Raw genomic sequence first — 26,548 nt, 5'->3', positions numbered from 1 at the left:
TTCCTGTTTCAGGCCTCTTTTGCTCAGAACAGGTTAAAAACGCATGGTAAACGTAGTGCCTTGCCCCAGCTCTGAACTCACCGTGAGCGTGCCTTTGTGCAGGCGCATGATCTGTTTAGACAAACTCAGGCCAATACCGGTGCCGGTAGGCTTGGTGGTGTAAAAAGGCAGGAAAATCTGCTCCAACGCTTCCTCGGCAATGCCGCTGCCGTTATCTGTGACCTGCAGCACTACGCGGCTGTCTGGGTCTGAGTAGGCTTCTACCTGAATCACTTTGGTGGGCTTATCTGCCACGGCGTGGATGGCATTCTTGATCAGGTTGATGAGTACCTGCTCTATCAGTTCCCGGTCGGCGAGCACTTGCAGGCCCGTGGTACGGCAGTCTACCTGAAACTGGATATGTTCATGCGTCAGTTCTTCCTGGAACAGCGTCTGGAGCTGCTTCAGCATGTCTGAAACCGAAAACAGCTGTTTCTTAGGCACCGGCACCCGCGCCAGACTCCGGAAATCGTGTACAAAACGCACCAACCCCTGGCTGCGCCGTTCAATGGTTTGCAGGGCCATGCCCATGTCTTCGGTTTCCTCGCGCTGCAGCAGGATCTGCCCGTTGGGTTGCGCCTCCAGATAATCCTGAATATCGGCGGCCACGCTACCGGCCAGGGACGAGATAGGCGTTACGGAATTCATGATCTCGTGGGTGAGTACCCGGATGAGGTTCTGCCAGGCCTCCATCTCTTTCTCCTCCAGTTCTCGTTGAATGTTCTGGATAGACGCCAGCCTGAAATCCTCGCCGCGCATAACCAGATCCACCACAAACAAGGAAACCGGTACCCGCTCTTTGCCATGCTTCAGGTGCAGAACAATGCTTTGGCCCGGAGCCAGTTTCAGCAGTTGCTCGGCTATCTGCGACGACTCGGCCCGTAGCTGTTCCACGTGGGTGAGGGACGGGACCTGCAGCAGGCGTTTGGCGGCATTATTGATGAGCTGTATCTCGCCGTTCTTTTTGAAAGTAAGAATCCCGATGCCGATGTGCTGCACCACCGTCTGGAAATACTGCGTGGTGGCTTCTTTCTCAGAGCGGATGTCACGGAACTTCCGGATGACCTCGTTGTAGCGCTCGTAGAGCTCGTCAAACACCTCCCCTTCGCCGCGGGAAGAGAAGACCTCAGAGAAGTCATCGTATTTGATGGTGTTCAGGAATTTGATGAGCCGCTCGGTGGTGCGTTCAATGAACAGAATCAGCGCGATGGTCTGAACCACAATGAGAATACCCAGCGCTACTTGCGTGGCAAACAGGGTAGACTTAAAATCCAGCTGGAAAAACAGGAATACGGTGAGCACCAGCAGCAACACCCGCACAATGACCTGAAACCGGAAATTCTTAAAGCCCATACTTCTCCAGACGGCGGTACAGCGAGGCGCGGGAAAGGCCTAATTCTTTCGCGGCTTTGGAAATATTCCCGTCGTGTTTGCCCATGGCTTTGACCACGGTGGCACGCTCCACATCGTCCAGGTTGATGGACTGGTCCACCGGCTCCGCCGATAAGGGCTGCTGCATCTGCAGAAAGAAGAAATCCTGGGGCTGCAGGACCTGGTTCTCGGAGATGATGGAGGCCCGCTCCAGCACGTGCTCCAGTTCCCGGATGTTGCCGGGCCAGTCATACCGCTTTAACCGCTCCAATGCCGCCGCCGATACCGATTTGGCCGGTTGCTTGTACTTCTGGGCATAGCGTTTTAAGAAATGGTCTACCAAGAGCGGCAGGTCTTCCAGGCGCTCACGCAAAGGCGGCAAATTGAGTTCAATGGTGTTGATGCGGTACAGCAAATCCTGACGGAATCTTCCTTGCTGCACCATCTGCTGCAGCGGCATGTTGGTAGCGCAGATCAACCGCACGTTGATAGGAATAGGCTGTCCGGTCCCTACCCTGATGACCTCCCGGCGCTGCAAGACGGTGAGCAGTTTGGCCTGCATGGCCATGGACAGGTTGCCTATCTCGTCCAAGAACAGGGTGCCGCCATTGGCCATTTCAAAGCGGCCCACACGGTCTTCGCGGGCATCGGTAAAGGCTCCCTTCTTGTGCCCGAAGAGTTCGCTTTCAAACAGGGTTTCGGTGAGGGAACCCATATCCACGGAGATAAAGACTTTATCCGCCCTTGCCGACTGCTGGTGCAGACTGCGCGCGATGACTTCCTTACCGGTACCGTTCTCGCCCAGGAGCAGCACATCGGCATCGGTTTTGGCTACGCGGTTCATGAGATGCAACAGCTGCTGCATGGCCGGGCTCTGTCCGGTCACCAAATTCACGTTCTGGCTCAGTTGCGATGCCAGCGCCGAGTTGGCCTTCTTAAGCGTAGAGATTTCTTTGTAGGAGGTCTTCAGCTTGGCTGCCGAAGACAAGGTGGCAATCAGTTTCTCGTTCTGCCATGGCTTGAGCACAAAATCGGTGGCGCCTTCTTTCAGGGCCCGCACCGCCATTTCCACATCGCCAAAGGCCGTAATCATGATCACCACCGCGCTGGGATCTTTGGTCAGGATCTCCTTAAGCCAATGGAACCCCTCATTGCCGCTGGTAGTGTCTTCCCGAAAATTCATATCCAGCAGGATGAGGTCATAGGTGTCCTGGTTCAGTAGGAAAGGAATTCTGCGCGGGTCTTTCTCAATAAGCACCTGCTGGGCATACTTCTTCAGCAGCATTTTAGCCGAGAAGAGAATGTCCTCGTTGTCGTCTATGATCAGGATCTTGCCTAGGTTCTGTTGCACGGCGGTCTGGTTACGTTAGTGAAAGATAAACCGAAACTGTGCCAGACAGAAAGAAGGGGCTTGTAAGTGGCTGGCGAGGTGAATTTACAAAATCAGCGGTAGAATACTGTTCGCCGCTGAACAAAAAAGTGTCCGTTGGTGAACACTTCGATTGGGAATCCGATTTCCTGTTTTGCGCCTGTTTTCAGGAAAACGGAGTTAAAAGGAGGCCCAAAGTTGAAATCTCATTATGGCCTTCTTTGCCCCCTTCTATGGCTCTCCTATGGCGCGGAAGTTACTTCCGTGCCTTGCTTACCTTTCCAAAAGACCCGGAAGTAACTTCCGCGCCATAGTAAAGCTAAATGGCCACAGTAATCTAAATTCCTGTTTTAGGCCTGCTTTCAGGAAAACGGGCTGAAATTAGACTCTTGCTTTAACTTGAATGACTTGCCGAGTTCTCTTCTACCCTGACTGGCGCAACCAGAGATTGATAAGGCTTGCCTATCAGCATTACTTCAAAGGGATGGCTTACGCCTTTCAGATTGAGCTTGGCGCAGCCCGAGGCGAACGGTGGGTTCCTCAAAAGACTGAATGCCCTTTCTGAGATCACGAAGCTGTTGTTGAGTTCTTTGGTAGCTGCCTGCAGTCGGGCCGCGATGTTCACGGGATAGCCCATCACGGTCAGGTTATTGGTTAAGCCAATTCCCACGTTGCCGTAGATCACGCTGCCCACGTGTACGCCAATGCCCACCTCAAAGAAATGACTGAAATAAGGCCGCAGATACGTGTTGTTGAAGATCTTGATGTCTTCCATGATCTTCTGGCCGGCCAGAACCGCCGACTCCGTTGCCTGCTTTATTTTACAATCCAGGCCAAAAACAGCGTACAAGCCATCGCCGGCGGTATCAATAATGCGGCCGCCGTACTGCTCTATGGCGTTGCGCAACAAAGTGAAAATACGCCGCATGATGTGAATTACATCAAACGGCAGTTGGGCTTCTATAAACGGGGTGAAATTGCGGATATCAATGAAAAACAGCGCCAGTTTGCGGCGCACGCCCATGACCTCAGTGGTGTTCTCGTCGTTGCCGTTGATGAAGATGTAGCGGTCCGTCTCGTCTTTGATCAGCCGGTGCACCTTCACGCCGTCGCCGGTCACATGGCTCTGGCAGGCCAGCCGCACCCCGTCGGGGAAATTGCGCACCGTTTTAATGGTCTTTTCAAAGACGGTCAGTTCAGACAGGGATTTCTCGCCCTCCAGGACCAGCACCCGACAGGTGGTGCACTGCCCTTTTCCGCCGCAGGCATGGTAATGCGGAATTCCGGCCGCCAGGGATGCCTCCAGAAGAGACTGCCCTTCTTGTACCGGAACCATCTTCTCGCCTTTGAAATCAACCTGATAGAGCATAGCTACCGCAAAAAGTTGGCAAAAGGGAATCCTTATACTTTCTTCAGCCTTAAGCTGGCATCGGGCTTTACCAGGTACTGGTACTCTGGGTGCCTTTTGAGATAAGCCGCCATGTACGGGCACAAGGGCACTATCTGCAGTTTCTGGGCAATGATGTACTCCAGCACATGCTTGGACATGGCGCCCGCAATGCCTCGGCCTTCCAGCGCCTGAGGCACCTCTGTGTGCAGCACCCACATGACACCCGGCCGAAGCTTATAGTCAATAAAAGCAGTAATGCCCTCCACGGTGGTCTCAAACCGATGGGCAGCCTCGTTGTTAATGATGGTTAAGTCCATAGAAGTTAGCGGCTTGTGTTCTCCTAAGTTAGCTATTCGCGGAGGCTTTTGAAAGGATTTGGGCAGCTAAGTCTATCTCTTCCTGCAAAATTGTGTGCGGCCGGCCTTTGTAGATTTTCTTGGTGACCACGGCGCCCTGTTCTTCCATGAAAGCCACGGTTTCTTCTACCCTACTCACCGGTACGTGCGGGTCTGGGTCGCCAGTGGTGATCAGGACCGGAGTGCCGGCAAAATCGCCTTGGTAATTGGCGGTTTCCAGCTGCTGGCCTACTAAGCCGCCGGTGAAAAGGAACAAGCCGCCGTAGTGCCGGGCATGGCGCGTGGCGTACTCAGAGGTCAAACACGCGCCCTGTGAAAAGCCCAACAGATAGATATTCTGGCTGCTGATGCCTTGCTCCAGAATGCTTTGTACGGTACTGTCAATCAACTCCAGGGCAGAGTCCAGCGCGGGTTGGTTCTGGGAGGCCGGGGCCATGAAACTGTATGGGTACCAGCTCTGGTTGGTGGCCTGCGGGGCGTACAAAGTGAAATCTTCTACGGGCAGGTACTCGGCTAGAGACAAAATGCTGCCAGCGGTGGCCCCGCGACCGTGGATCATGATCAAAGCTTTTCCGGTTTCAGACAGGGGTTTGCCGCGGGTAATGACTTTTTTCTCGTGGGTATACATAGCTTGGGAAATCAAGAGTTAAACGTTGGTGGCCTGAATGGCTTGGGCCAGCCACAGGAAATCGGTCAGGAATTTATCCAGGCGGGTTCCGTAACCGGCATCTATCAACTGACCGTCCTGGAAAAGCGTCTGCACCTTGGGCGTGAGCAAAGCGTTAGGCAATACAATCCCGTTGAGCGTAAGGGCGTAGTGCTGCAGGCTTTTGGCGGCGTTGATCCCGCCCAGCATGCCCGCCGACACGGCCACTATCCCAAACGGCTTCCGGAAATACTCTTTGTAGAAGTAATCCATGGTGTTTTTCAGGGCTCCGGAATAGCTGCCATTGTGCTCCGGCGACACAATCACCAGCCCATCGCTCTGGGCAATGGCGGCACTGACTTCCTGCATCTTTCCAGAGAGCGGTGCCGCGGGGTCATAGACCCTTTCCAGCAAAGGGAAATTCAAATCGCGCACGTCCAACAGGTGCACCGTATGGCCTTTCTCTTCCAGTCTCTTCCCCACTTCCAACGCCACCTGATGCGATTGCCGCTGCGGGCGCGCACTGCCAGATACTACTACTAAGTTCATGATGTCAGTTTTAGAATGGATGGATATGTACCCCAAGCTTTACTGTGCTTCAGGCTGGGGCTTCAACGTGACGAAGATAGACTGCCTTATTTCCGGCCGAAGGTTCCTGGTGCGGTGTCCTTTGCCGGTGGTGTCTTCCACCAGCAGCACATCGCCGCCCCTGAACCGCCGCTTGTCTCCCAAAGAGGTTTCTATCTCAATCTCGCCGTCCAGCAGAATAATGTACTGCCGGGCAGGCGCGGTGTGGAAATCATAGTCATAGGTGGGCACCACCTGCCGGAACGTGAGGTGCTCCACTTCCTCGGCCTCGGAGAGAAAGCCAATCTCACCCGCGGAACGCAACGGTTTGGAGATTTCCTCAAAGTGACTGTCTCCGTTTCCATCGGCGTACACGCGGGTGATTTTGAACGCTTCCATAGCGCTGTTTTTAGTCTAGTTTTGGTAAAACAGCCTCAATATCGGCGCGGCGTGGCTCGTACTGCGGCGGCAACAGCAGGCTCTGGCCCAACTGATCCCACGGCTCGTCAATCCCGAAACCAGGGTTGTCAGTGGCGATCTCAAACAGCACCCCGCCCGGCTCCCGGAAGTACAGCGAGTAGAAGTAATTGCGGTCTATCTTGTTCGTGATATTCAGGCCGCTGGCGCTGATTTTCTTCTGAAAATGCATGAGCACGTCTTCGTCCTGCACCCGGAACGCGATGTGGTGGTTGGTACCAGCCCCGCCAATACCGCGCGCTTCGTTGGGCAGTTGCACCAGGTCAATGACATTGGCCGCGTCTACGTTCTCGTTGATGAACCGGTAGCGGTTGCCGCTTTGCTCCACTTCCTTGTAATCCAGAAGCTGAGTCAAGACCGCAGCGGTCTGGCGGATGTCTTTCAAGGTCAACGTCACACCGTGGAAACCTCTGGTGGCCACTTCGGCGTTCACGGCTCCGGTTGTCCATGGGGTGCGGCTATCCTGGTTTTTAGGCACCACCAACTCCAGTTTCAAACCGTCCGGGTCCAGGAAGGTCAGGTACTTTTCGCCGAACTTCTCAGAAGGCTTGTTGTAGATGACGTTGTGCTTCTCAAAGCGGTCGATCCAGAAATCGAAGCTGCCCTCGGGCACGGAGTAGGCGATGTTGGTAGCCATGCCGGTGCCGGCGCTGCCGCGGCGGGCACCCTCATAAGGGAAGAACGTGAGGATGGTACCGGCGCTGCCTTTTTCGTCGCCGTAGTACAGGTGGTAAGTGCCGGGATCATCAAAATTGACGGTCTTCTTGAGCAGACGCAAACCCAGCACATCGGTATAGAAATCAAGATTCTTTTTGGCCTGATCGGCGATGGCCGTGATGTGGTGCAGACCTAAGATTTTATTTTCCATGGTTTTATTAGTGATTGATAGGCACCTCAATCAACAGGAAGCGACTATCGGTTTCAAAAGTGAAGTGAAGTTGATCTGTGTCCCAAATACCAATGGCTTCGCGCTGCCGGAGCGTCTGGTCATTGACCTGTAGCGTACCGCCGATGTTGAACACGAACACGGCCTTGTTCAGCGGTTTGAATTCATACGAGAGCGACTGCCCCTGCTCAAAGTAGCCCAAGGAAAGCTTCGCGTTCTGGTTGATCCAGCAGTGGGCCGGGCCTTCCTCGTTGCTCACAATGGTAGTGAGCTGGTTCACGCGCTTTTCCTCGGGGAAGTAGCGGCGCTGGTAGCGGGGCGTGATGTTCTGCAGCTTGGGCTCAATCCAGATCTGCAGGAAGTTGACCTCGTCCTCGCCCACATTGTGCTCCTCGTGCCGAAGCCCGCTGCCCGCGCTCATGATCTGCACCCAGTCTTTGTGTACCACCTCTTTGTAGCCCAAAGAATCAATGTGGTTCATGGAGCCCGCCAACATCACCGAGATGATCTCCATGTTGGCGTGCGGATGGATGCCGAACCCGTTGCCGGGCTCTACATAATCATCATTGAAAACCCGCAGCAACCCGAACCCGGCCCGCACAGGGTTGTAATGCCCCGAGAAGCTGAAGACGAAATTGCTCTTTAACCAGCCCAAATCTTTCAGGCCTCTTTCGGCGGGGTTATAGCGTTCGAATTGCATACTAGTTTTTGAAGATGTTTACGGTTCTTACTTTAAGAGAATCAAGTTAGCCTAAATCTGTTTATGGCCTGCTTCGGGCAAAAGCTTTTAAAAACAGTTTTTGCCCGAAGCAGCAGCTTAGGCTTGTTTCACCAACTGGATCTCGGCCTGCAGCTTGATCTCGTCGCTTACCACTACGCTTCCGGCCTCGGTTACGGCGTTCCAAGTAAGCCCGAACTCTTTGCGGCTGATTTTACCGGTTACGGTGAAACCGGCTTTGGTCTGTCCGTAAGGGTCTACTACAATGCCGCCAAACTCCACGTTCACGGTCACCGGCTTGGTAGTGCCTTTGATAGTGAGGTCACCGTGCAGTTTGAACTGGTCATCGCCAGCCGCCTCGTAGTTGGTGCCTACAAAACGGATCTCGTTGTGTTGTTCGGCATCAAAGAAATCCGGTGATTTCAGGTGCGTGTCGCGCTGCTCGTTGTTGGTGTTGATGGAGTTAACATCAGCGGTGAAAACCACGCGCTCAGCACTGGTGAACTGCTCATCAGCGGTTTCAGCCTCTACGTTGAAAGACTGGAAATAACCGGTCACCGTGGTGATCATCAGGTGCTTTACCTTAAATTGAACCTCTGAGTGCATTGGGTCTACTGCCCATTTAGTAGTTGCCATGGTATTTACTTTATAGTTTTAAGTTCTGGTTTAGATTCTCTTTTTGTGAATCAATGGTCAAATGTATGTACATTTAATGTATATACATATATCTTGAGTTAAAAGTTTCAAACTTTTTTTTCATGGCCTTAACAGAACTTCCTGCGGCTCTACTTAACACCTCAAAGTTGCCAACGGATGGTGCGGCACTACAACGCTATAGCGCAATTGCGTTTTGCGCCTGTTTCCGGAATTTGGCCGGTAAACGCCTCTCAGCAGATATGCCAGAATGTTCAGGCCCGAACAAGAAAGTGTCCGCTGGCGCACACTTCTAACCGAACACATTCATTTTAAACTTGATTATCAACGTTTTACAAAAGTGGCACAGCAATTGGCAGAGATAAAGCAAAATAGAGTGTATCACCATGGACCGGATCATAGAAAAAAAACGCTGGACGCCTACAAAGATCGCCGGATACGTTGCGGCCGTCGCAATCATAGGCTTGGCTACGTACTTCATCGCCTTCGCCGATAATAGCTCCAAGCTGAACGTGGAAACCCAGAAGACCACCATCGCCTCGGTGAGCCAGGGTTCTTTCCAGGAGTTCATTCCGGTAGACGGCACGGTGCACCCCATCAAGACCATTATGATTCCGGCGGTGGAAGGCGGTACGGTAGATGAGAAGTACCTGGAAGGCGGTAAACCCGTGAAGCAGGGCGACCTGATCCTGAAGCTGTCCAACAACCGCCTGGTGCTGGATTTCATGAATCAGGAAACGCTCATGAACGACCTCATCAACAACCTGCAAAACTCCAAACTGAGTCTGCAGCAGAACAAATTCAACCTGCGCCGCCGCCTGGCCACCTTAGACGCGCAGGTAGATGCCGCTAAAGATATTTATGAGCGCAACATCAGTTTGTATGAAGCCAAAGCGGTTTCGCAGCAGGAGTTCTTCGGGTTCAGAAGGGAATACGAGCGCCTGAAAGCCGAGCGCGCCATTGAGTTGGAATCGCAGAAGTTTGAGGAAAACAACGCCCGCCAGCAGATAGCCCAACTGGAAACCACCATTGCCCGCACCAGCCGCAACCTGCAGATGATGGAAGACAACCTCAAGAACCTGTACATCAAAGCCCCTATTTCCGGCCAGCTTTCTTCTATTCAGGTGGAATTGGGTACGCCGGTGCAGCCCGGCCAGGTGATCGGGCAGATAGATGACCTGAGCGGCTTCAAAGTGAAAGCCGAGCTGGACCAGCACTATGTGAGCCGCGTGTTTGCCGGGCAACAGGGCAATTTCACCTACAACGGCCAGACCTACCCGCTAGAGATTTCACTGGTGTATTCAGAGGTGACCAACGGAAGGTTCCCGGTAGACATGAAGTTCATTGGTAAAGTGCCTGAGGGAATCAGAAGAGGCCAGACCTTGCAGATTCGTTTGCAGTTGTCAGATCCGGCCCCGGCGGTATTGCTGCCCAGAGGCGGTTTCTACCAAAGCACCGGCGGCGCCTGGGCCTACGTTCTGGACGAATCCGGAAAAGTAGCCACCAAACGCAGCATCCGCCTGGGCCGCCAAAACCCCGAATACTACGAAGTGCTGGATGGGCTGAAGCCCGGCGAACGGGTGATTGTCTCCTCCTATGACTCCTTCAACGACAAAGACAAGCTGGAGCTGAAATAGCTGTGCTAGTTCTGAGTTGAGAACGCATTTCGTCCCCCTTTGAAGGGGGTAGGGGGATGACAAAGACGCCAGAAGAACTGATAAAAGATTAGATAATTAACCTCGGGAATGATTGATCAGCAAGAGAAATCATCCCCCTACCCCCTTCAAAGGGGGACCGATCTGCAAGAGTAAATAAACAATCAACAAACAGCAATTAACAATCAAGATATATGTTAAAGACCGTCAACCTCCAGAAGAAATATACCACCGATGAAGTGGAAACCACCGCGCTGGTGAATGTGAATCTCCACGTGAAACAAGGCGAGTTCCTGGCCATTATGGGTCCGTCGGGCTGCGGCAAGTCCACGTTGTTGAACATCATCGGGCTCCTGGACAACCCAACCAGCGGCGAGTTCTATTTTCTGGACAAAGAAATCTCCAAATTCAGTGAGCGGCAGCGAGCCAACCTGCGCAAAGAGCACCTGGGGTTTGTGTTCCAGAGCTTCAACCTCATTGACGAACTGACGGTCTATGAAAACGTGGAACTGCCTTTGATTTACCTCAAGGTAGGCACCGCTGAGCGCAAGCAGCGCGTGGAGCAGGTGCTGGAGCAGATGCAGATTGCGCACCGCCGCAACCACTTCCCGCAGCAGCTTTCGGGTGGTCAGCAGCAGCGGGTGGCCATTGCCCGGGCGGTGGTTTCCAAGCCTAAACTGCTCTTAGCCGATGAACCTACCGGTAACCTGGACTCAGCGCACGGCCAGGAAGTGATGCAGTTGCTGAGCACCCTCAATGAGCAAGGCACCACCATTGTGATGGTAACCCACTCCCCCACCGATGCCGACTACGCCCACCGCATTGTGAACCTGTTTGACGGGCAGATCATCTCTGAAAACGTGAAAGAACTGGCTATCCTGTAATCCCCACGGCCATGCTGAAAAACTATTTTTTAGTTGCGGTGCGCACCCTGCGCCGCAACCTAGGGTATACTACGCTCAATGTGGTAGGTCTGGCCATGGGCATTACCTGTAGCTTGTTGCTGTTCCTGGTCATCAGATACGAGTTAAGCTTTGATACTTTCCACAGCAAAGCCGATCGCATTTATCGCATCAATATTGATTCTGATGACCAAAACGGACACCATAATTCGGCAGGTACTCCTTACCCTATGCTGGCGGTGCTTAAGGCTTCTTTGCCTGAACTGAAACCAGCCACGCACCTTTATGAAGAAGAAGGCGGCACCTTCGCCATCCTCACCGATGATTCTGCCCAAATCTCAAGAAAGTTCAGGGAAGAAGGATCAGTGATGTTTGTGGAGCCGGAGTTCTTTGACCTGTTTGATTTTGAAACCAACGGCGTAGACGTGCGGCAAGCCTTGAAAGACCCTAACTCAGTGCTGCTCACAGAATCCATCGCTCAGAAGTTTTTCCCGGAAGGCGATGCCTTGGGCAAACTGGTGCGCATGAACAACAGCGTCAATTTGCAGGTGAAAGGGGTAATCCCTGATGCGCCTTCCAACACAGATATTCCGTTTGTGATGCTGGTAGCGTATGACGCCTCCAAGAAAATCAACTCCCTCTTCCAGAATGACAGCTGGAACAGCACCAGCAGCAGCCAGCAAGTGTATTTTGCCCTTGCGCCCGGCGCCTCTGTAAAGCAGTCAGAAGACCAGGTGAATGAGATTGTGTACAAAAACCGGCAGCGCAGACCAGGTGAGAAAGAACGTTTCACGCTCCAGTCTTTAACCGATATTCACTATAATGAAGCGTACTCTAACTACAATGACCGCACCGTAGACAAGAAAACCCTGTGGGCGTTGGGCATTATAGGAAGCTTCCTGGTGATTATTGCCTGTATCAATTTCGTGAACCTTGCCACCGCGCAAGCCTTACGCAGAGCCAAAGAAGTGGGCATGCGCAAAGTATTGGGTGCCAACCGGCCCCAGTTGATGGTACAGTTCCTGAGCGAAACCGGGCTCATCACCCTTTTGGCTCTCCTGATTTCCGTGGTCTTAACGGAGCTGTTGCTGCCTTACCTGAATCAGCTGCTGGAACTCCACATCTCTTTCTCCATTCTGCACAACCCCGATGTGGTTCTTTTCCTGCTCGCTATTCTGCTCATTGTCACCTTCCTGGCGGGTCTGTATCCGGCCATGATTTTGTCTGGTTTCCAGCCTATCTCTGCCTTGAAAAGCAAGGTGGCCACGGTTCAAACGGCAGGTCTGTCTTTGCGCAGATCTCTGGTGGTGCTGCAGTTCACTATTTGCCAGGTTCTCATCATCTGCACCATTGTGGTCCATAACCAGATGGAGTATTTCCGGAACGCGTCACTGGGGTTTGACAAAGAGGCCATTGTTTCCATGCCGATTCCCGCCTCAAAAGCCGAAAAACTGGTAGCTCTGCGGCCGCAACTGGAAGCGCACCCTGGTGTGAAATCCACCACCTTCGCCTTGTCACCGCCCTCGGCCAACGTGACCATGAACATGTCGTTCAACTATGATGACTACACTGTTGAGCGCAATTTCAACGTGAACTTCCGGTTTGCCGATGAGCACTACCTTAAAACCTACAACATTCCGCTCATAGCCGGCCGCATGTATGAGAAAAGCGACACCATCAGGGAGTTTGTCGTGAATGAGACCTTCCTGCGCCAGGTAGGCGAGAAAAACCCCCAGGCAGCTTTGGGCAAGAAGATGAGGGTGAACGGCGGACGCAACGAGGGCCATATTGTAGGAGTAGTGAAAGATTACCACGTAGGCCCGCTGCGCTACGATATTGACCCGGTGGTTATGTCTACCTACCAGTATTTCTACTATAACCTGAGCGCCAAAATTGAGATGAAAGACGCCACTTCTGCCATTGCCCACCTGCAGAAGGTTTGGTCATCGGCTTACCCAGAAGACGTGTTCTACTACGAGTTCCTGGATGACAGCATCGCGGAGTTCTATAATACCGAACAACGCCAGGCGCACTTATTCAAAATCTTCTCTGTGCTGGCCATTTTAATTGGTTGCTTAGGGTTGTATGGCCTAGTATCTTTTATGGTAACCCAACGCACCAAAGAAGTTGGGGTGCGCAAGGTATTGGGGGCTAGCTCAGGCAGCATCGTTGGTTTGTTCTCCAAAGACTTCGCCACGCTGGTGCTGGTAGCCTTTATCATTGCCGCGCCTATCTCCTACTACTTCATGGATAAGTGGCTGCAGGATTTCAAGTACCGCATTGACATCAGCTATTGGGCCTTCTTAGCGGCCGGTGCCCTTACGCTTCTCATCGCCCTTACCACAGTGAGTGTACAAGCCTTGAAAGCTGCTTTCTCTAACCCCGTAAGGGCCCTGAAAACTGAATAGATTTTCCTGGCCCAGCGTTTCTGCTCCATTTCCCAAAAACAAGCCAGAAACGCAGACCTAGCTTTTCCTCAGGCGCCAAAGTCAGCCTTCCATCATCTGAGTCCCCACTGGTTATAACCGTGGGGATTTTTTTGTTCATGTTAAGGGAATATTAAGCCTTGTAAAAACATCTGACAAAGTATCCCGTTAAAGCGGCATTATTTGTTACTTTTACTCCGTGTCTCACCTTCCCATTTCAGGGCTGATTTTCCAAAAAGAGGCAACAAACAGATTATCTATTCCTTAGCACGCCTAAACACCCTTTATGAACAAAGATACCGCTGCCTACCTGAAAGGAAAGAAAAAGCAAATTCTGGAAACTTGGATGCACAACCAGGTGCAAGACGCTGCGCTTCGGGACGACCTGATGAGTGTAGCCGAGCTTCAGCAGCAGTCTGAAGAGTTCTTGTCAGCATTGCTGAACGCCTTTGGTACCCCTGAAGCCGAAGACACACAGTCTGCCGGGTATGAGCCTATCAATGACATCCTGAGCGAGATTGCTATTTCACGGGCCCGTCAGGGCTTTTCTCCCCGGGAAACCAACACCTATATCTTAAGCTTAAAGCAGGTATTAAGCCAGCAGTTGGAAGAATTCCTGTCTGATAATACGGCCCTGCTATACCGGGAAATCCTATCCATGAACAGCATCATGGACAGCCTGGCGGTGATTGCCATGGAAACCTACATCAAAGGCCGCGAAGAAGTGATTCTGCGCCAGACCAATGAGATGAGTGAGATTTCCACGCCGGTGATCAGAGTATGGGAAGGCATTCTGGCCCTGCCCATCATCGGGACTCTGGACAGTGCCCGCACCCAGGTGGTCATGGAAGCGCTGCTGGAGGAAATTGTAGCCACCGGCAGCCGCATTGCCATTCTGGACATTTCTGGGGTACCCACCGTTGACTCTCTGGTAGCGCAGCACCTGATCAAAACCGTAAGCGCCGCCCGCCTGATGGGTGCCGAGTGCGTGATCAGCGGCATCAGGGCAGAAATTGCCCAGACCATTGTGCACCTGGGCATTGACCTTACCAACATTTACACCAAAGCCTCGCTGGCCAGTGCGTTGAAAATGGCCTTCTCCATGCTGAACATCCAGGTGACGCGTGGGTCTAAACAGAATACCGGTTTCTAACACGTACCTTCATGGAAAGAATTCCTATTCTCAAGATGGGGCCTTTTCTGTTGGTCACCATCCAGGTAGATCTGTATGACCGACTGGCCCTTACCCTGGAGAACGACCTCATCAACATGGTGAGCAAAACAGAAGCCAAAGGCGTACTCATTGATATCTCTGCCGTGAGCATTGTAGACTCTTTTATGGGTCGCATTCTGGGCAATATTGCTTCTATGTCCAAAATCATGGATGCTGCCACCGTGGTGGTAGGCATGCAGCCAGCCGTAGCCATTACGCTGGTAGAACTGGGGCTTACCCTTTCTGGCGTACACACCGCCCTGGACGTAGAGCAAGGCATGGAATTGCTGCGGAATAAAATTGGCCACCTAGACACCGATGAGGAAGGCCTCTATGATAGTTTTATCTAAAGAGAAGCTTCCTATTCAGAGAGAGCAGGACGTGATCCTGTTCCGGAACCGCATCAAAGAACTGGCTACCAAAACCGGCATGAGCCTGGTAAACCAAACCAAACTCATTACGGCGGCCAGTGAATTGGTGCGTAACATGCTGCGGTACGGGGGAGGCGGAGTGACGCAGCTTGAAATTGTAAGTAAAAACAGCATACCGGGCGTGCGCTTAACGTTTAAAGACGAGGGGCCCGGCATCCCAGATGTGCAGCAAGCCATGAAGGATGGGTTCTCTACCGGAAAAAGCCTGGGTCTGGGGCTACCTGGCGCCAAAAGGCTCGTAAATGAGTTCGATATCAAAAGCGAGCCCGGCAAAGGCACCACAGTCACAATTACCCGGTGGAAGAATGGACTTTAATTTCAACGCGCACCAACAGATACAATTCCCAGACAAAACGTTTCAGAACATAGTCCGGCGGGACATTGCCAGGATAGCCGAGAGCTACGGTTTCTCTGAGGCCGATACCGGACGCGTGAGCATTGTGGTTTCTGAGATGGCCACCAACCTGCACAAACACACCAATACCAAAGGCGGCGAGTTTCTGGTAAAACCCATATGCCTGGAAGGCGGCGAGACCTGCGGGATAGAAGTACTCTGCTTAGACAACGGCCCCGGCATGCGCGATCCTGAGCGCATGATGGAAGACGGCGTCTCCACCTTCGGGAGCATGGGCCAGGGCTTAGGCGCCATTAAACGGCAATCAGATTTCTTTGACATTTACTCGCAGCGCGGTCTGGGCACGGTCATTCTTTCCCGCATTTACCGGAAAAACATGGCCCCGAAGAAAAATGCGCAGAACCCCCATAAGTTTCAGCTAGGCGCAGTGATGGTCCCCAAGCCCGGCGAACAGCTAAGCGGCGATGGCTGGGCTTTGCGGTTAGCGGAGGAAGGCGCTTACCTCATGGTACTGGATGGCCTGGGCCACGGCGAACACGCCCACCAGGCCGCGCAGAATGCCATTGAAACGTTCAAGAAGTTGCCTAAAGGCACTCCTTCTGAGATGTTGCGCACCGTTCATACCGCCATTAAGAAAACCCGCGGAGCGGTAGGCGTTATCACGCGCTGGAGCGCTGGCGAGAACAAGGTACAATACTGTGGCATTGGGAACATTAGCGGGCGGTTGTTTTTACCAGACGGCATGAAGAACCTGCTGTCTTACAATGGCACCCTGGGCATGACCGTTCCTACCACTATCAATGACCAGCAATACAGTTGGGGAGCAGGCCACCTGATGGTACTGCATTCAGACGGTCTAAAAAGTCGCTGGGATTTTTCTAAGTACCCGGAACTGACCAGGCATGATCCTACGTTGATTGCAGCAGTACTATACAAAGACAATACCCGCACGGTAGATGATACTTTAGTAGTGGTGGTCCGAGCCACTGCTTAGCTTTCTCCATGGAACAGCCTATTACTACTATTAAACTACAGAATGAACTAGACGTGGTACTGGCCTACAAACGGGCCATGCAACTCTCTGAATTCACCGGTTTGCCTGTAGCAGCGCAAACCAAATTTGCAACGGCTGTTTCTGAAATCAGTAGAAATGTACTAGAGCACGTGGGTGAAGGATCTATCCGGTTCAACATGGTGGAAAACCGGGGACTGATGTCTCTGGAAGCCTATGTAACCGACCGGGGCCGCGGTATCCCAAACGTGCAGGAAGTACTGGACCGCAAGTATCCTTCTGCAACTGGCAAGGGCCAGGGCATCTACAGTTCCCGCAAACTGGTAGACCACTTCCATATTGACAGCGATTTTGAGCGTGGCACTCGGGTACGTCTGCAGAAGCGTATTCCGGCCAATCATCCGCCCATCAACAAGGCCATTATCCAGGGCTGGGCAGATTACTTCAATCATGAATCTGAGATTTCTCCGTACGCTGAGATCAAGCGCCAGAACATGCAGCTCATTGAGCTAATGGAGCAGTTACGCGTCAGAACCATTGAAGCCGAGTACCAGTTGCAGGAGATTCAGCACCTGAACCAGGAACTGCAAGCCTCTAACCAGGAGATCCATGCCCTGCTGCAGGAACGCGAAGCCCAGAACAAGCAATTAGCCAAGGTAAACCGCACCCTGGATGAGTTTGCCCACACCGTTACCCATGATTTGAAAGCGCCTCTCCAGAACATCACAGGGCTTACCGAGGCCGTGGTTGATTTCCTGGAAGAAGACAGCAAAGAAGAGGCCCAGGCAGTTATGCCTATGATCCAGTTACAGATCAAGCGCATGGAGCACCTCATCCGGGACGTACTGGCATATTCTTTAACGGGCCGGCAGCAGATCCAGAAGAAGCTAATCTCTGTTGGCGAACTGGTTTATAATATCATTGAAACCCTCACTATCCCGGATGGCATCCATATCTATGTGCCAGATGAGTTGCCGATGGTGCTTGGCGAGGAAATCTACCTGCAGCAGATTTTCAGTAACCTGCTAAGCAACGCCATCAAGTACCATGACCTGCCCCACGGCACTATTTGGGTGAAGGCTTTCCAGACTAACCACGGCTGGGAATTTGTAGTGGAAGATGACGGGCCGGGAATTCCGAAGGAAGACCAGAATAAAATCTTTGAGTTGTTTGAAACTACCAATGACGTGAACCACCCAGACAGCACCGGTATTGGTTTGGCCATTGTACGGAAAATCATGCAGGAAAAAGGAGGCAAAGTATGGGTACGGTCTGCAGGAAGAGGTACCGCCATGCACTTCACCTGGCCTATGGAATATGAACCCGCCTAGGCAGGCACCAGTTTGGTGTTAAAACCACAGGCATATAAAAGAGAAAGGCGCAGTTGGTTCTGCGCCTTTCTCTTTTATATGCTGTAGCAGTTAGTTCTGCTGGTAATACTCGTTCATGATTTCCCTTACATCTGCCTCAGTTAAAGCCTTGGAGAAGTGCTTTTTCACTGATTCGTATCCCTTCAGGCGCTCCAGGTCATAGAAACTAGCCGAAGAAGTCAACATCAGGATAATCATGCTGTTGTTCTGGAATAACTTCTGGTTATGGTACTCATCCAGAAAACTGAAACCATCCATCACCGGCATCTTGATGTCCAGGAAAATAAGGTCTGGGTAAGCTACTCCCTCTTTTGAAGAACTCTGCAGGTATTCTAATGCCTCTGCCCCATTCTTTTTAACGATGATTTCCTTGGCTACCCCAAGCTTTATTAACAACCTCTTGTTAACGAAGTTGGTGGTGTCATCATCATCTACCAACATGATCAAATCCAACGGCTCAAAGTGGGTCTTCATACAAATTACCTTTGTTACAAAGCGGCTAATAGAACAGACAATGCTTGTCTATCGGACAAATATAGTAAAACAATATCAATCCTTTTTTCAACATATTAATTCTTAGAGGAAAAACAGACCTCCGCTTCTTCTGCGCATTCATCCAACAAAGAACATGTAGGGCCTTTGGGGCTTAAGAACCAGCTCATTGGACTTTAGGTTCAAGGAGGTGACTTGAACAGCTACGGGCTTTAACACATTTATGCGTCTTGCGTATGAAGACCAAGGACAGACATCGTGCTCGTACGGCTTTTCTTTTTGTACCGAGATCCGGATGCCCCCGTTTACTCGTACTTCAAATAACATTGAGATATGGCAATTAACCTTCAGCAGACCAGCGCCCGGCTAAACTTCTATATGCGCATAAAAGAGTTGGATGTATACCAGCTCAGTCAGCTTACCAAAACGCCTCCGGAAACCGTTGGCTGTATTTTGCAAGGGGAAGATTACTGTATGGATGATTTAGTGGACCTGCTGAAGCAGTTACCAGACCTTAACTCCCGCTGGGTGATTTACGGCGAGGGCAACGTGTTCAAATCAGAAACCAAGGGAGGCGAAGAAACCCCGCCCGTGGGTTTAAAGAAAGACCGGGCGGCTTACCTGGCCGAGATGCAGGCGCTTCTGCACCAATTGGAGGAGATTGAGAAACAGAAACAACAACAAAGCAATCTTGACCAGCTGCGCAGCAGAATCAGGGAGCTGACCAAGCACATCTAAACTCCGTTTTTGGCATAGTTTTAGCAACTGATGCTTAAAACAGAGTTACTTGAGAGTACGGGAGCGGTGGAAGGGAGACTGTTAGCTCCCTGATCGGTTAAATCGTGGTAGAGTTGGTAACCAAACAACCCTGGTGCCAGTACTATGAAAAACAGCATCAGGTACTGCTGCGGGGTTTTGGGTGATTTTTGCCCGGCAGGTTTCCGCTCTCCAGACAGAGCCACCGCTATGCCAAGGCTACCCCAGGCCGATGCAGACACATATTCCTGGGAGAAGATGTGCAGCAAGGCCACCAATAACAGCAAGGCTACCGTAAAAATCCGTCCTGACTTTGTTTTCATTTTAGTTTGTAGTACCCAAGGCGTACATCATCTGCAAAGATTTTAGTCTGCCCGGGCTTTGAGAATGAATGTGTAAAATGTAAAACGTGTGTGTAGGGGTAAAGCCCTCTAATTAAGTCTTATTAACAGGAGGTACATTATGAAACACCGTAAACTGGAATTGCCAGAAGAGTTGCAGTATCGCAACCGTAACCGATGGGGTTTTGTATCAACCAACAACCCCCCTTTGGTGTTGCAAGAAACCTTGCCACCGGTGGCCCCGCTCGCTGAGATCTATAACTTCTGCGGTTATACTTTCTCAGAAAACTAACAAACAACAACAATTCACCCTAGGCATCGGGACGTACTTTGCACACCGGTGCCTGGGCGGTTTTGTTCTCCTCTCTCTTTTCCCCACAGTTTCTTCGGTAGGTCTTCTCTTACCGGGCCTAAAACCTTACTCCTTTCCTCTCTGCTTCTGCTGAATTACGCCAAGTGTTTTCCCACGCATTTACAGAAGTCTTAAACAATGAAGCATCCATGAGAGAAAACTTTCTGCTTTAACTTACATGCAAGACTACCATTATCCAAAGCAGATAATTTTAGCAGTTTTCGATTAAATGTTTTTGTACTCTACTAAGTTGGTCTTTTGTAATAATAATCTGCTTTTTCTTCTCATATAGGTTGATGAGGTACAATACTTATTTTATAGACATCGTTATTTATACTGACAGACTCATCCAAGAAAAAGACTATCTAGCTAATCAATCATTTTTCATAAAAACGCATCAAAAACAAGAACAGCAACGTATTACAAATATCTACACCAAGTAAATATTAGTTAAAATACAATTTAAATCTACATTTGATGCAGTAACTTGACTCTTTATTTTTAAGTATAACTACTTTATAAGCTCTTAGCAGAGGGGAGGTAGAGAGTCATGATGGAAAAACTCAGGAGGATTAAATTGGAACTGTATAATTTGAAGACCAAGGCCAGAAAGATATTCAGACGTGGTTATGAAGACCTAACCATGTTGATTTACTATCATGACCTGAAAGATCAATTCAAGCTCTTGATAGTAAATACAAATGATCTTTTGCTCTTGGAAAAAGAAATTACCCGGGCAGAAGCCTTCCGGATTATGAACACCCGTTAACCCCAGAAATTGTACCCCATATGGGGCTAGCTATATATCCGGCGCAAGCCACGCTTACAAACGAAAGGACCAGCCCCAAAGCTGGTCCTTCTTTTTTATGCTGCTTTTCTGCACTTGCCAGAAAGAGAAATTCTATTTCTTATGCTGAGAAACTGGTTTGTATTCATCAGCTACTTACTAATTTTATTGCCCTTGCTTTTAGATTCATTTTGTGCAAAAAACCTTCATTCTTAATGAATGATATAAGATTTTATTCCTTTTCTTAAATAATCTTAGATTTTACTCGTTAGTCTGGAAAATGATTTATAAAGTATTTGCTATATAGGAAGCAGCTATGCTTAATACAGACTATTAACTTTCACTTATATCCCCTGGTTAATCCATGAAAAGAATTTTGATGATTGCTGCTTTTGCTAGCGCACCATTTCTAGCTTCTGCCCAAGACTTCGGGAAAACCCTTGTTTCTGGCTATTTAAGCTTTAGTTCAAACAACCATAAACTTCCAATGTCACCCACCCGAGAAGTTGAGCAAAACACTTTTACGATTAGTCCACAGGTGGGATTTTTCGTTTCTCCTAATTTGGCAGTAGGCGTATCTACTTCCTATTCCAGAACCTCAAGCAGTTATACAAATACAAATTACATTCCAGGAGGAAATGAAATGAATCAGTATGTTGATGAAAACACTCAGAATGAATATTCAGTTGGTCCTTTTATTCGGTTATATAAGCCGATAGGGAATCGGGTTGCTTTCTTTGGTCAAGGATCTGCTTATTACTCATTTGGAAAATCAAAGTATGAAAGTACTTACCCCAATTCTACACCTTCAACTACTCCCTATAAGGAATTAGGAGTTAATCTCTCACCAGGCCTGGTATTCTTCCCCACCCAAACACTCGGATTAGAAGTAACTTTAGGAAAGGCCGGATATTACAGTTCAAAAAGTGAACCGGAAGATTCTGAACCATTCAAATCCAGAGGGTTTGATGTTGCCTTTGGGTTAAGCAATGTCTCCTTAGGCATCTCCCTTTACCTGGGCCGAACTGCCGCTGAATAACAACTGCAAACCATCATAACCACAAACCCACAGCCCCGCTGTGGGTTTCTTTTTGCCTGCTACCCCCCCGCATCCCAAGCCGCTGCCCTGCCGTAGGTAGGCGTATGCACCTCCTTAGAACCTGGCTTGTCCTCTTTCTTGCCTTTCTGTTTTCCTGTTCTTCCGCTGATACCGAGCGCCACCTGGAATCTTTACCACCGGCCAGTTCCAACACTCCCCTGTCGGTGATTGCCTTGGGTTCCTGCAACTCTCAGGACCGGGATCAGCCGTTGTGGCGCGAGATTTTGAAGAACCAGCCTCAGCTCTGGATCTGGTTGGGCGACAACATCTACGGCGACACCGATGACATGCGGGTACTCAAAGCCAAATACGAGAAGCAGCTTCAGCAGCCCGACTACCAGCAATTGGTGCAAAACGTACCCGTGATTGGTACCTGGGATGATCATGATTATGGACGCAACAACGCCGGCAAAGAGTACAAGTTCAAGAACCAGAGCGCCCAACTGTTCTGGGATTTTATGGCCGAGCCCCTGCAGAGTCCGCGCCGGAAACAAAAGGGCGTGTACAGCGCCCATACCTACGGGCCACCCGGCCAGCAAGTGAAAGTGCTACTTCTGGATGTACGTTACCACCGGGACTCGCTGCAAGGCAAGGAACCCACCTATCACCCCAACAGCAAAGCCGATATCTTGGGCGAAACCCAGTGGCGCTGGCTGGAACGGGAGCTGAAAAACAGCAAAGCACAATTCCACCTGATTGGGAGCGGCCTGCAGATTATTGCCAACGAGCACGGCTATGAGCGCTGGGCCAATTTCCCCAAATCAAGGGAAAGGCTCTTCAACCTGATTGCCAAAACCAAAGCCGCCAACGTGATTCTGCTCTCGGGCGACCGGCATTTTGCGGAGCTTTCCAAAATTTCCTGGCCAGGCGTGCCCTACCCTATCTATGATTTAACCACCAGCGGACTTACGCATTACTGGATGGGCGGCCTGGTGAATGAACCCAACGCTAACCGGGTAGGCCAGATGCATGACAAGCTCAACTTTGCGGTTATGCGCTTCCATTGGGACCAGACCCCGGCCGTGGTAGACTTTGAGATAAGAGGCCGGAACAATGAACTGCACCAACTGGTGAAAGTAGAATACGCGCTGCCTGCCCCAAAGCCAGACATCAGCAAAACTAATGTGGGCTCTCAACCGCTCCGCAAAACTTCTTCCAGCAAAACAGCACCAGCACCTGCAAAGCCGTAGCTCTACAGGCGCTGGTGCTGTTTTAAGGGTCTTTGCAGAAAATAAGGTCTAAAACGGAGGTTACTTCTGCGCCAATTCTGCCTCAATCACGGCGGGCGCGTCTTGCGGGAAACGTTCCACGTAGAACTCCTTCAGCTTGATCTTATTTTCTTTCTCGTAATCAAAAAGGGCGCTGTAAATGCGACGGGGGGCAATGTTGATACTAGCTTCCAACTCACCTCTGAGCACCGGCCGGCCGGCGGGTACCACACGTACACTGAAGCCCTGGGGCAACGTGGTGGTATCTTTCACGGCAACGCCAATGAAAGCCTTCACGGTTTTGGCTTCCCGGCTGGGGTTGTTGTAGTAAATCCCGGCAAAATCGCCGGTCAGCTTCTTTTCCTCCACAGCTTTTCCTACTTCCTGGTAAATCTGGCCCAACGCCTCGGCATCGGTTTCCCCTTCATAATATTTACCGGCAATTAGCAGCTGGGACGAGGTTGCCTGCGAGACCTTCACCTCAGCAAAGCCGCCCATGTACGTGTACACCACTAATCCCAGCCCCACAATCACCGCCAACCCGATAAGGTACTTCTTGGTTCTCATTTATTCTCTCTTCTCTGATTTTGGTTTGAACAGGAACAAACCTGCCAGCCTTGATCTGCCCCTGTCTCTGACACGTGCGTTTTAGAGCTGCTTTTAAGGAAACAGCTCTGAAACAGCCCGCGATTATACGAAATTCTTGTATTGCATTTCGTGCAGCTGGGCGTAGTAGCCACCGGTCTGCAGCAATTGCTCATGCGTACCGCTCTCTTTGATCTCACCGCGGTCCAGCACAATAATGTTATCGGCTTTTTGGATGGTGGACAAGCGGTGCGCGATCACGATGGACGTACGGCCCTGCATCAGCTGTGAGATAGCGAACTGGATCAGTTCCTCGGTCTCTGAGTCAACGCTAGAAGTAGCCTCGTCCAGGATGATGATTTTAGGGTCATACACCATGGCGCGCACAAACGAAATCAGCTGCCGCTGCCCCACAGACAAGGTAGCCCCGCGCTCCATCACGTTGTAGTACAGACCACCCGGCAAGCGCTCAATAAACTTATCGGCGCCCACCAGACGGGCGGCTTCCCACATCTGCTCCTCGGTGATGTCTTTGTTGCCCAGGCTGATGTTATCGGCGATGGTGCCGGAGAACAGGAACACGTCTTGCAACACCACCCCAATATGACGGCGCAGCACCTCCAGGTCATACTCCTTCACATCACGGCCATCTACCCGTATAGTGCCTTTGTTTATCTCGTAAAAACGGCTCAGCAGGTTGATGATAGAGGTTTTACCGGCTCCCGTGGCCCCTACTAGCGCCACCGTTTGCCCCGGCTGCACCTGGAACGAAATGCCTTTCAGCACCCAATCCTCTTCATTGTAAGCAAACCATACTTTTTCAAACTCCACGCCGCCCTTGATGGTCTTAGGCGCATACGTACCCGAGTCTGAGATCATCTCCTGGCTTTCCAGCAGGCGCATGATCCGTTCTGAGCTCACCACACCCAACTGCAGCGTGTTGAAGCGGTCGGCAATCTGGCGGATGGGCCTGAAGAACATACCAATGTACATGATAAAGGCGATGAGTGAGCCCAGTGTTACCGTGTCCTGAATCACGCCTTTGGCCCCGTACCACACCAACAAACCCGTTCCGGCCGCACCAATCACCTCGGCCACCGGGAAATAAATGGAGTAATACAGCACCGATTTGATGTTGGCGCGGGTATGTTCTTTGTTGATGGCCTCAAACTTCTTCATCTCGCGCTCTTCGTTGTTGAAGATCTGCACCACCATCATGCCCGTGAGGTGTTCCTGCACAAAGGCGTTCAGTTTGGCCACGGCCCCGCGCACTTCCTGGAACGAGGCTTTCACCTTCTCCTTGAAAATATAGGTACTAATGATGAGCAGCGGGAACATGGAAAGACTCACGAGCGTGAGTTTCCAGTCAATCCAGAACATGTAGCCCAGAATGAAGAGCAGCTGCAACACATCGCCAATCATGGCGGCCAGTCCCTCTGAAAACACATCGGAGAGCGTCTCCACGTCGCTCACGTTACGGGTCACCAACGTACCGATGGGTGTGCGGTCATAGAACTTGAGCCGAAGTTTGAGGATGTGCTCATACAACTTCACCCTAATGTCACGCACCACGTACTGCCCCAGCCAGCCCGCAAAATACGTGTGGAAGTATGACACCACCGTATGGGCCACCAGCAAGCCAATGAGCCACATGAACATGCGGTTCACACCCTGCCAGTTGTACTGTAGAATCTGCTTGTCCACCATTTCCTGGATGAGGAACGGCCGGATGGTTGCTAGAATAGCCGAGGCAACCGTTAAAAAAACTACCAGATAGAACACCTTCTGGTAAGGCTTCACAAACCTGAATATCTTCCGCAGCACTTCCCAGTCAAATGCACTTCCGGTTTTGCTGCCTCCTATTTCACTCATGTATAGAATCTCTAATTACTGATTGCTGCTACTGCTAACGTAGAACAGACCCACGCAGGTGCAACACTTCTTTTTCTTCGCTCATTTTCAGGCTGTTTCTACGGAAACACCTTGAAAACGCGCTTTGTTTTGGCTGGCAAAAGTACGCAACAAACCGCGCATCTCTCTTTACGCCTATTTCTGCCCTTGGCTAAGCCCGTGCTAAACTTTTAGGGTCTAGCTTACTTAGAAGTATTTCTAAGAAGACACGTTTACGAGCCGTTTCCCTGAAAACAGGTTAAAAACAAGGGACTTATTTTTCCACGTTCTCTTTTAGGGCTTTCGCCTCCTGGTCAAACAGTGCCTGTTGCTGCTCAAAATACCCTTGCGGATACTCTACGCGGTGAAGAAACAGCCCCTCAGCGGGAGCGGCCCCGCTGGCCAGGCTTCGGTCTTGCTTTTCTATAACTTCTCTGAACTGCGGCACCGTCAGTTTGCCTTTGCCCACGTCCAGCAAGGTTCCTACCACCAGCCGTACCATGCCGCGCAGAAAACGGTTGGCTTTGATGGTAAAAATGAGCAGATCGCCCTCCTGGCGCCAGAAAGCCTCGGTGATGGTGCAGCGGTAGTGCTTGGTATCGCCTTTCACTTTGGAGAAGGTGGTAAAGTCTTCAAGCTCCAACAATGCCTGCGCAGCCTGGTTCATGACGGCCACATCGGGCGGGCGGGAAAGGTAATAGGCGTGCCGCACCAGAAACGGATTTTTCTTTAGCGTGATACGGTACTCATAGGTCCGGCTAATAGCATCAAAACGGGTGTGCGCCTCGGGACCCACCGCCCGAACTTCGCCCACAGAAATGTCTGAAGGCAGAATGCGGTTAAGTTTGTACTGCATCTCCTCTGGGTGGAGCACCTGTGGCAGATCTACGTGCACCCATTGCTGCGTGGCGTGTACGCCGGTATCGGTGCGGCCGCTGCCTACGGTCTCTACCTGAGGCACCCGGAACACCCTGCGCAGGCAGTCATCCAGCACCTCCTGCACCGAGAGGGCATTAGGCTGCACCTGCCACCCGTGGAACCGGGTCCCGTCATACGTCACTTCAAGAAAATACCGCATGATGCAAAGATACGCAATAACCTGCTGAGTCTTGGAATTCAGAGGTATCTGCGGGGAAAGTGACGCTGTTTCAGTGCCGTTTTCTCGAAACAAGCCCTAAAACAACTGATTTCTCATAGGCAC

27 protein-coding genes are annotated in these 26,548 nt (G+C 51.1%); 12 read left to right on the top strand and 15 right to left on the bottom strand.

Translation table 11 applies throughout. The annotated features are described in order from the left end of the window. Positions 1–33: 33 nt before the first annotated feature. From JT719_RS13290 to JT719_RS13245, 10 genes are all read right to left on the bottom strand, one after another. Positions 34–1,392, bottom strand: coding sequence for a sensor histidine kinase (locus tag JT719_RS13290; RefSeq protein ID WP_207433822.1), 1,359 nt, complete (start codon positions 1,390–1,392; stop codon positions 34–36). Continuing rightward, on the bottom strand, positions 1,382–2,761 hold the full coding sequence (locus JT719_RS13285; protein ID WP_207433821.1) for a sigma 54-interacting transcriptional regulator: 1,380 nt from the start codon (positions 2,759–2,761) through the stop codon (positions 1,382–1,384). The genes JT719_RS13290 and JT719_RS13285 overlap by 11 nt, the downstream gene beginning before the upstream one ends. Before the next feature lie 412 nt (positions 2,762–3,173). Then, complete coding sequence (locus JT719_RS13280; RefSeq protein WP_207433820.1) at positions 3,174–4,148, bottom strand: adenylate/guanylate cyclase domain-containing protein; 975 nt, start codon at positions 4,146–4,148, stop codon at positions 3,174–3,176. A gap of 32 nt (positions 4,149–4,180) precedes the next feature. Beyond that, positions 4,181–4,486 (bottom strand): GNAT family N-acetyltransferase, encoded by a 306-nt coding sequence (locus JT719_RS13275; RefSeq protein ID WP_207433819.1) that lies wholly within the window; start codon positions 4,484–4,486, stop codon positions 4,181–4,183. Between the two features lie 28 nt (positions 4,487–4,514). Further along, complete coding sequence (locus JT719_RS13270; protein ID WP_207433818.1) at positions 4,515–5,153, bottom strand: alpha/beta hydrolase; 639 nt, start codon at positions 5,151–5,153, stop codon at positions 4,515–4,517. Between the two features lie 18 nt (positions 5,154–5,171). Then, positions 5,172–5,720 (bottom strand): NADPH-dependent FMN reductase, encoded by a 549-nt coding sequence (locus JT719_RS13265; protein WP_207433817.1) that lies wholly within the window; start codon positions 5,718–5,720, stop codon positions 5,172–5,174. Positions 5,721–5,759: 39 nt separating this feature from the next. Continuing rightward, entirely contained in the window at positions 5,760–6,137 is a 378-nt protein-coding gene (locus JT719_RS13260; RefSeq protein WP_207433816.1) for a cupin domain-containing protein, read from the bottom strand. 10 nt (positions 6,138–6,147) lie between these two features. Continuing rightward, complete coding sequence (locus tag JT719_RS13255) at positions 6,148–7,083, bottom strand: ring-cleaving dioxygenase (protein ID WP_207433815.1); 936 nt, start codon at positions 7,081–7,083, stop codon at positions 6,148–6,150. Between the two features lie 7 nt (positions 7,084–7,090). Then, on the bottom strand, positions 7,091–7,801 hold the full coding sequence (locus JT719_RS13250; protein WP_207433814.1) for a pirin family protein: 711 nt from the start codon (positions 7,799–7,801) through the stop codon (positions 7,091–7,093). 117 nt (positions 7,802–7,918) lie between these two features. After that, positions 7,919–8,455 carry a YceI family protein gene (locus JT719_RS13245; protein WP_207433813.1) on the bottom strand — a complete coding sequence of 179 codons (537 nt, stop codon included), beginning with the start codon at positions 8,453–8,455 and terminating at the stop codon, positions 7,919–7,921. Between the two features lie 404 nt (positions 8,456–8,859). On the opposite strand from JT719_RS13245, the gene JT719_RS13240 reads away from it, so the two are divergent. From JT719_RS13240 to JT719_RS13205, 8 genes are all read left to right on the top strand, one after another. After that, positions 8,860–10,110, top strand: coding sequence for an efflux RND transporter periplasmic adaptor subunit (locus JT719_RS13240; RefSeq protein WP_207433812.1), 1,251 nt, complete (start codon positions 8,860–8,862; stop codon positions 10,108–10,110). Positions 10,111–10,322: 212 nt separating this feature from the next. Next, the gene (locus tag JT719_RS13235; RefSeq protein ID WP_207433811.1) at positions 10,323–11,012 is read left to right on the top strand and encodes an ABC transporter ATP-binding protein; all 690 of its coding nucleotides are present in this window, start codon (positions 10,323–10,325) and stop codon (positions 11,010–11,012) included. A gap of 11 nt (positions 11,013–11,023) precedes the next feature. After that, entirely contained in the window at positions 11,024–13,438 is a 2,415-nt protein-coding gene (locus tag JT719_RS13230; RefSeq protein WP_207433810.1) for an FtsX-like permease family protein, read from the top strand. A gap of 304 nt (positions 13,439–13,742) precedes the next feature. Continuing rightward, positions 13,743–14,609: an STAS domain-containing protein gene (locus tag JT719_RS13225; protein ID WP_207433809.1), complete on the top strand. Its 867-nt coding sequence runs from the start codon at positions 13,743–13,745 to the stop codon at positions 14,607–14,609. A gap of 11 nt (positions 14,610–14,620) precedes the next feature. Next, positions 14,621–15,019 carry an STAS domain-containing protein gene (locus JT719_RS13220; protein WP_207433808.1) on the top strand — a complete coding sequence of 133 codons (399 nt, stop codon included), beginning with the start codon at positions 14,621–14,623 and terminating at the stop codon, positions 15,017–15,019. Continuing rightward, entirely contained in the window at positions 15,003–15,416 is a 414-nt protein-coding gene (locus JT719_RS13215; RefSeq protein ID WP_207433807.1) for an anti-sigma regulatory factor, read from the top strand. The genes JT719_RS13220 and JT719_RS13215 overlap by 17 nt, the downstream gene beginning before the upstream one ends. After that, positions 15,406–16,449, top strand: coding sequence for an ATP-binding protein (locus tag JT719_RS13210; RefSeq protein WP_207433806.1), 1,044 nt, complete (start codon positions 15,406–15,408; stop codon positions 16,447–16,449). The genes JT719_RS13215 and JT719_RS13210 overlap by 11 nt, the downstream gene beginning before the upstream one ends. Positions 16,450–16,457: 8 nt before the next feature. Beyond that, positions 16,458–17,798 (top strand): sensor histidine kinase, encoded by a 1,341-nt coding sequence (locus JT719_RS13205; RefSeq protein ID WP_207433805.1) that lies wholly within the window; start codon positions 16,458–16,460, stop codon positions 17,796–17,798. Between the two features lie 90 nt (positions 17,799–17,888). Here JT719_RS13205 and JT719_RS13200 read toward each other — a convergent pair whose 3' ends face one another. Further along, positions 17,889–18,311 (bottom strand): response regulator, encoded by a 423-nt coding sequence (locus JT719_RS13200; RefSeq protein ID WP_207433804.1) that lies wholly within the window; start codon positions 18,309–18,311, stop codon positions 17,889–17,891. Positions 18,312–18,662: 351 nt separating this feature from the next. On the opposite strand from JT719_RS13200, the gene JT719_RS13195 reads away from it, so the two are divergent. Then, on the top strand, positions 18,663–19,067 hold the full coding sequence (locus JT719_RS13195; RefSeq protein ID WP_207433803.1) for a hypothetical protein: 405 nt from the start codon (positions 18,663–18,665) through the stop codon (positions 19,065–19,067). A gap of 20 nt (positions 19,068–19,087) precedes the next feature. Here the strand turns inward: JT719_RS13195 and JT719_RS13190 are convergent, their stop codons facing one another. Next, complete coding sequence (locus JT719_RS13190) at positions 19,088–19,408, bottom strand: hypothetical protein (RefSeq protein ID WP_207433802.1); 321 nt, start codon at positions 19,406–19,408, stop codon at positions 19,088–19,090. A gap of 139 nt (positions 19,409–19,547) precedes the next feature. Between JT719_RS13190 and JT719_RS13185 the strand changes: the two genes are divergently transcribed. The 3 genes from JT719_RS13185 (at position 19,548) to JT719_RS13175 (ending at position 22,854) form a co-directional block, all read left to right on the top strand. Further along, a complete protein-coding gene (locus JT719_RS13185) occupies positions 19,548–19,718 on the top strand; it encodes a hypothetical protein (protein ID WP_207433801.1) in 171 nt (56 codons plus the stop codon). 1,211 nt (positions 19,719–20,929) lie between these two features. Beyond that, positions 20,930–21,604: a hypothetical protein gene (locus JT719_RS13180; RefSeq protein ID WP_207433800.1), complete on the top strand. Its 675-nt coding sequence runs from the start codon at positions 20,930–20,932 to the stop codon at positions 21,602–21,604. Positions 21,605–21,708: 104 nt separating this feature from the next. Next, complete coding sequence (locus JT719_RS13175) at positions 21,709–22,854, top strand: alkaline phosphatase D family protein (RefSeq protein ID WP_207433799.1); 1,146 nt, start codon at positions 21,709–21,711, stop codon at positions 22,852–22,854. Between the two features lie 60 nt (positions 22,855–22,914). Here the strand turns inward: JT719_RS13175 and JT719_RS13170 are convergent, their stop codons facing one another. From JT719_RS13170 to truA, 3 genes are all read right to left on the bottom strand, one after another. Continuing rightward, a complete protein-coding gene (locus JT719_RS13170) occupies positions 22,915–23,439 on the bottom strand; it encodes a GyrI-like domain-containing protein (protein ID WP_207433798.1) in 525 nt (174 codons plus the stop codon). Positions 23,440–23,562: 123 nt separating this feature from the next. After that, a complete protein-coding gene (locus JT719_RS13165; protein ID WP_207433797.1) occupies positions 23,563–25,329 on the bottom strand; it encodes an ABC transporter ATP-binding protein in 1,767 nt (588 codons plus the stop codon). A gap of 292 nt (positions 25,330–25,621) precedes the next feature. Then, a complete protein-coding gene (truA, locus tag JT719_RS13160; protein ID WP_207433796.1) occupies positions 25,622–26,425 on the bottom strand; it encodes a tRNA pseudouridine(38-40) synthase TruA in 804 nt (267 codons plus the stop codon). Positions 26,426–26,548 lie beyond the last annotated feature (123 nt).

This window comes from Sabulibacter ruber, assembly GCF_017355955.1.
Lineage (GTDB): Bacteria > Bacteroidota > Bacteroidia > Cytophagales > Hymenobacteraceae > Nibribacter > Nibribacter ruber_A.
This window is presented reverse-complemented; position numbering and strand designations above follow the sequence as displayed.

Excerpts from the sequence above, each read along its gene's own strand:
- JT719_RS13290 (WP_207433822.1), bottom strand. The coding sequence starts at position 1,392 with ATGGGCTTTAAGAATTTCCGGTTTCAGGTCATTGTGCGGGTGTTGCTG.
- JT719_RS13280 (WP_207433820.1), bottom strand. The coding sequence starts at position 4,148 with ATGCTCTATCAGGTTGATTTCAAAGGCGAGAAGATGGTTCCGGTACAA.
- JT719_RS13275 (WP_207433819.1), bottom strand. The coding sequence starts at position 4,486 with ATGGACTTAACCATCATTAACAACGAGGCTGCCCATCGGTTTGAGACC.
- JT719_RS13270 (WP_207433818.1), bottom strand. The coding sequence starts at position 5,153 with ATGTATACCCACGAGAAAAAAGTCATTACCCGCGGCAAACCCCTGTCT.
- JT719_RS13265 (WP_207433817.1), bottom strand. The coding sequence starts at position 5,720 with ATGAACTTAGTAGTAGTATCTGGCAGTGCGCGCCCGCAGCGGCAATCG.
- JT719_RS13260 (WP_207433816.1), bottom strand. The coding sequence starts at position 6,137 with ATGGAAGCGTTCAAAATCACCCGCGTGTACGCCGATGGAAACGGAGAC.
- JT719_RS13255 (WP_207433815.1), bottom strand. The coding sequence starts at position 7,083 with ATGGAAAATAAAATCTTAGGTCTGCACCACATCACGGCCATCGCCGAT.
- JT719_RS13250 (WP_207433814.1), bottom strand. The coding sequence starts at position 7,801 with ATGCAATTCGAACGCTATAACCCCGCCGAAAGAGGCCTGAAAGATTTG.
- JT719_RS13245 (WP_207433813.1), bottom strand. The coding sequence starts at position 8,455 with ATGGCAACTACTAAATGGGCAGTAGACCCAATGCACTCAGAGGTTCAA.
- JT719_RS13240 (WP_207433812.1), top strand. The coding sequence starts at position 8,860 with ATGGACCGGATCATAGAAAAAAAACGCTGGACGCCTACAAAGATCGCC.
- JT719_RS13235 (WP_207433811.1), top strand. The coding sequence starts at position 10,323 with ATGTTAAAGACCGTCAACCTCCAGAAGAAATATACCACCGATGAAGTG.
- JT719_RS13230 (WP_207433810.1), top strand. The coding sequence starts at position 11,024 with ATGCTGAAAAACTATTTTTTAGTTGCGGTGCGCACCCTGCGCCGCAAC.
- JT719_RS13225 (WP_207433809.1), top strand. The coding sequence starts at position 13,743 with ATGAACAAAGATACCGCTGCCTACCTGAAAGGAAAGAAAAAGCAAATT.
- JT719_RS13220 (WP_207433808.1), top strand. The coding sequence starts at position 14,621 with ATGGAAAGAATTCCTATTCTCAAGATGGGGCCTTTTCTGTTGGTCACC.
- JT719_RS13215 (WP_207433807.1), top strand. The coding sequence starts at position 15,003 with ATGATAGTTTTATCTAAAGAGAAGCTTCCTATTCAGAGAGAGCAGGAC.
- JT719_RS13210 (WP_207433806.1), top strand. The coding sequence starts at position 15,406 with ATGGACTTTAATTTCAACGCGCACCAACAGATACAATTCCCAGACAAA.
- JT719_RS13205 (WP_207433805.1), top strand. The coding sequence starts at position 16,458 with ATGGAACAGCCTATTACTACTATTAAACTACAGAATGAACTAGACGTG.
- JT719_RS13200 (WP_207433804.1), bottom strand. The coding sequence starts at position 18,311 with ATGAAGACCCACTTTGAGCCGTTGGATTTGATCATGTTGGTAGATGAT.
- JT719_RS13195 (WP_207433803.1), top strand. The coding sequence starts at position 18,663 with ATGGCAATTAACCTTCAGCAGACCAGCGCCCGGCTAAACTTCTATATG.
- JT719_RS13190 (WP_207433802.1), bottom strand. The coding sequence starts at position 19,408 with ATGAAAACAAAGTCAGGACGGATTTTTACGGTAGCCTTGCTGTTATTG.
- JT719_RS13185 (WP_207433801.1), top strand. The coding sequence starts at position 19,548 with ATGAAACACCGTAAACTGGAATTGCCAGAAGAGTTGCAGTATCGCAAC.
- JT719_RS13180 (WP_207433800.1), top strand. The coding sequence starts at position 20,930 with ATGAAAAGAATTTTGATGATTGCTGCTTTTGCTAGCGCACCATTTCTA.
- JT719_RS13175 (WP_207433799.1), top strand. The coding sequence starts at position 21,709 with ATGCACCTCCTTAGAACCTGGCTTGTCCTCTTTCTTGCCTTTCTGTTT.
- JT719_RS13170 (WP_207433798.1), bottom strand. The coding sequence starts at position 23,439 with ATGAGAACCAAGAAGTACCTTATCGGGTTGGCGGTGATTGTGGGGCTG.
- JT719_RS13165 (WP_207433797.1), bottom strand. The coding sequence starts at position 25,329 with ATGAGTGAAATAGGAGGCAGCAAAACCGGAAGTGCATTTGACTGGGAA.
- truA (WP_207433796.1), bottom strand. The coding sequence starts at position 26,425 with ATGCGGTATTTTCTTGAAGTGACGTATGACGGGACCCGGTTCCACGGG.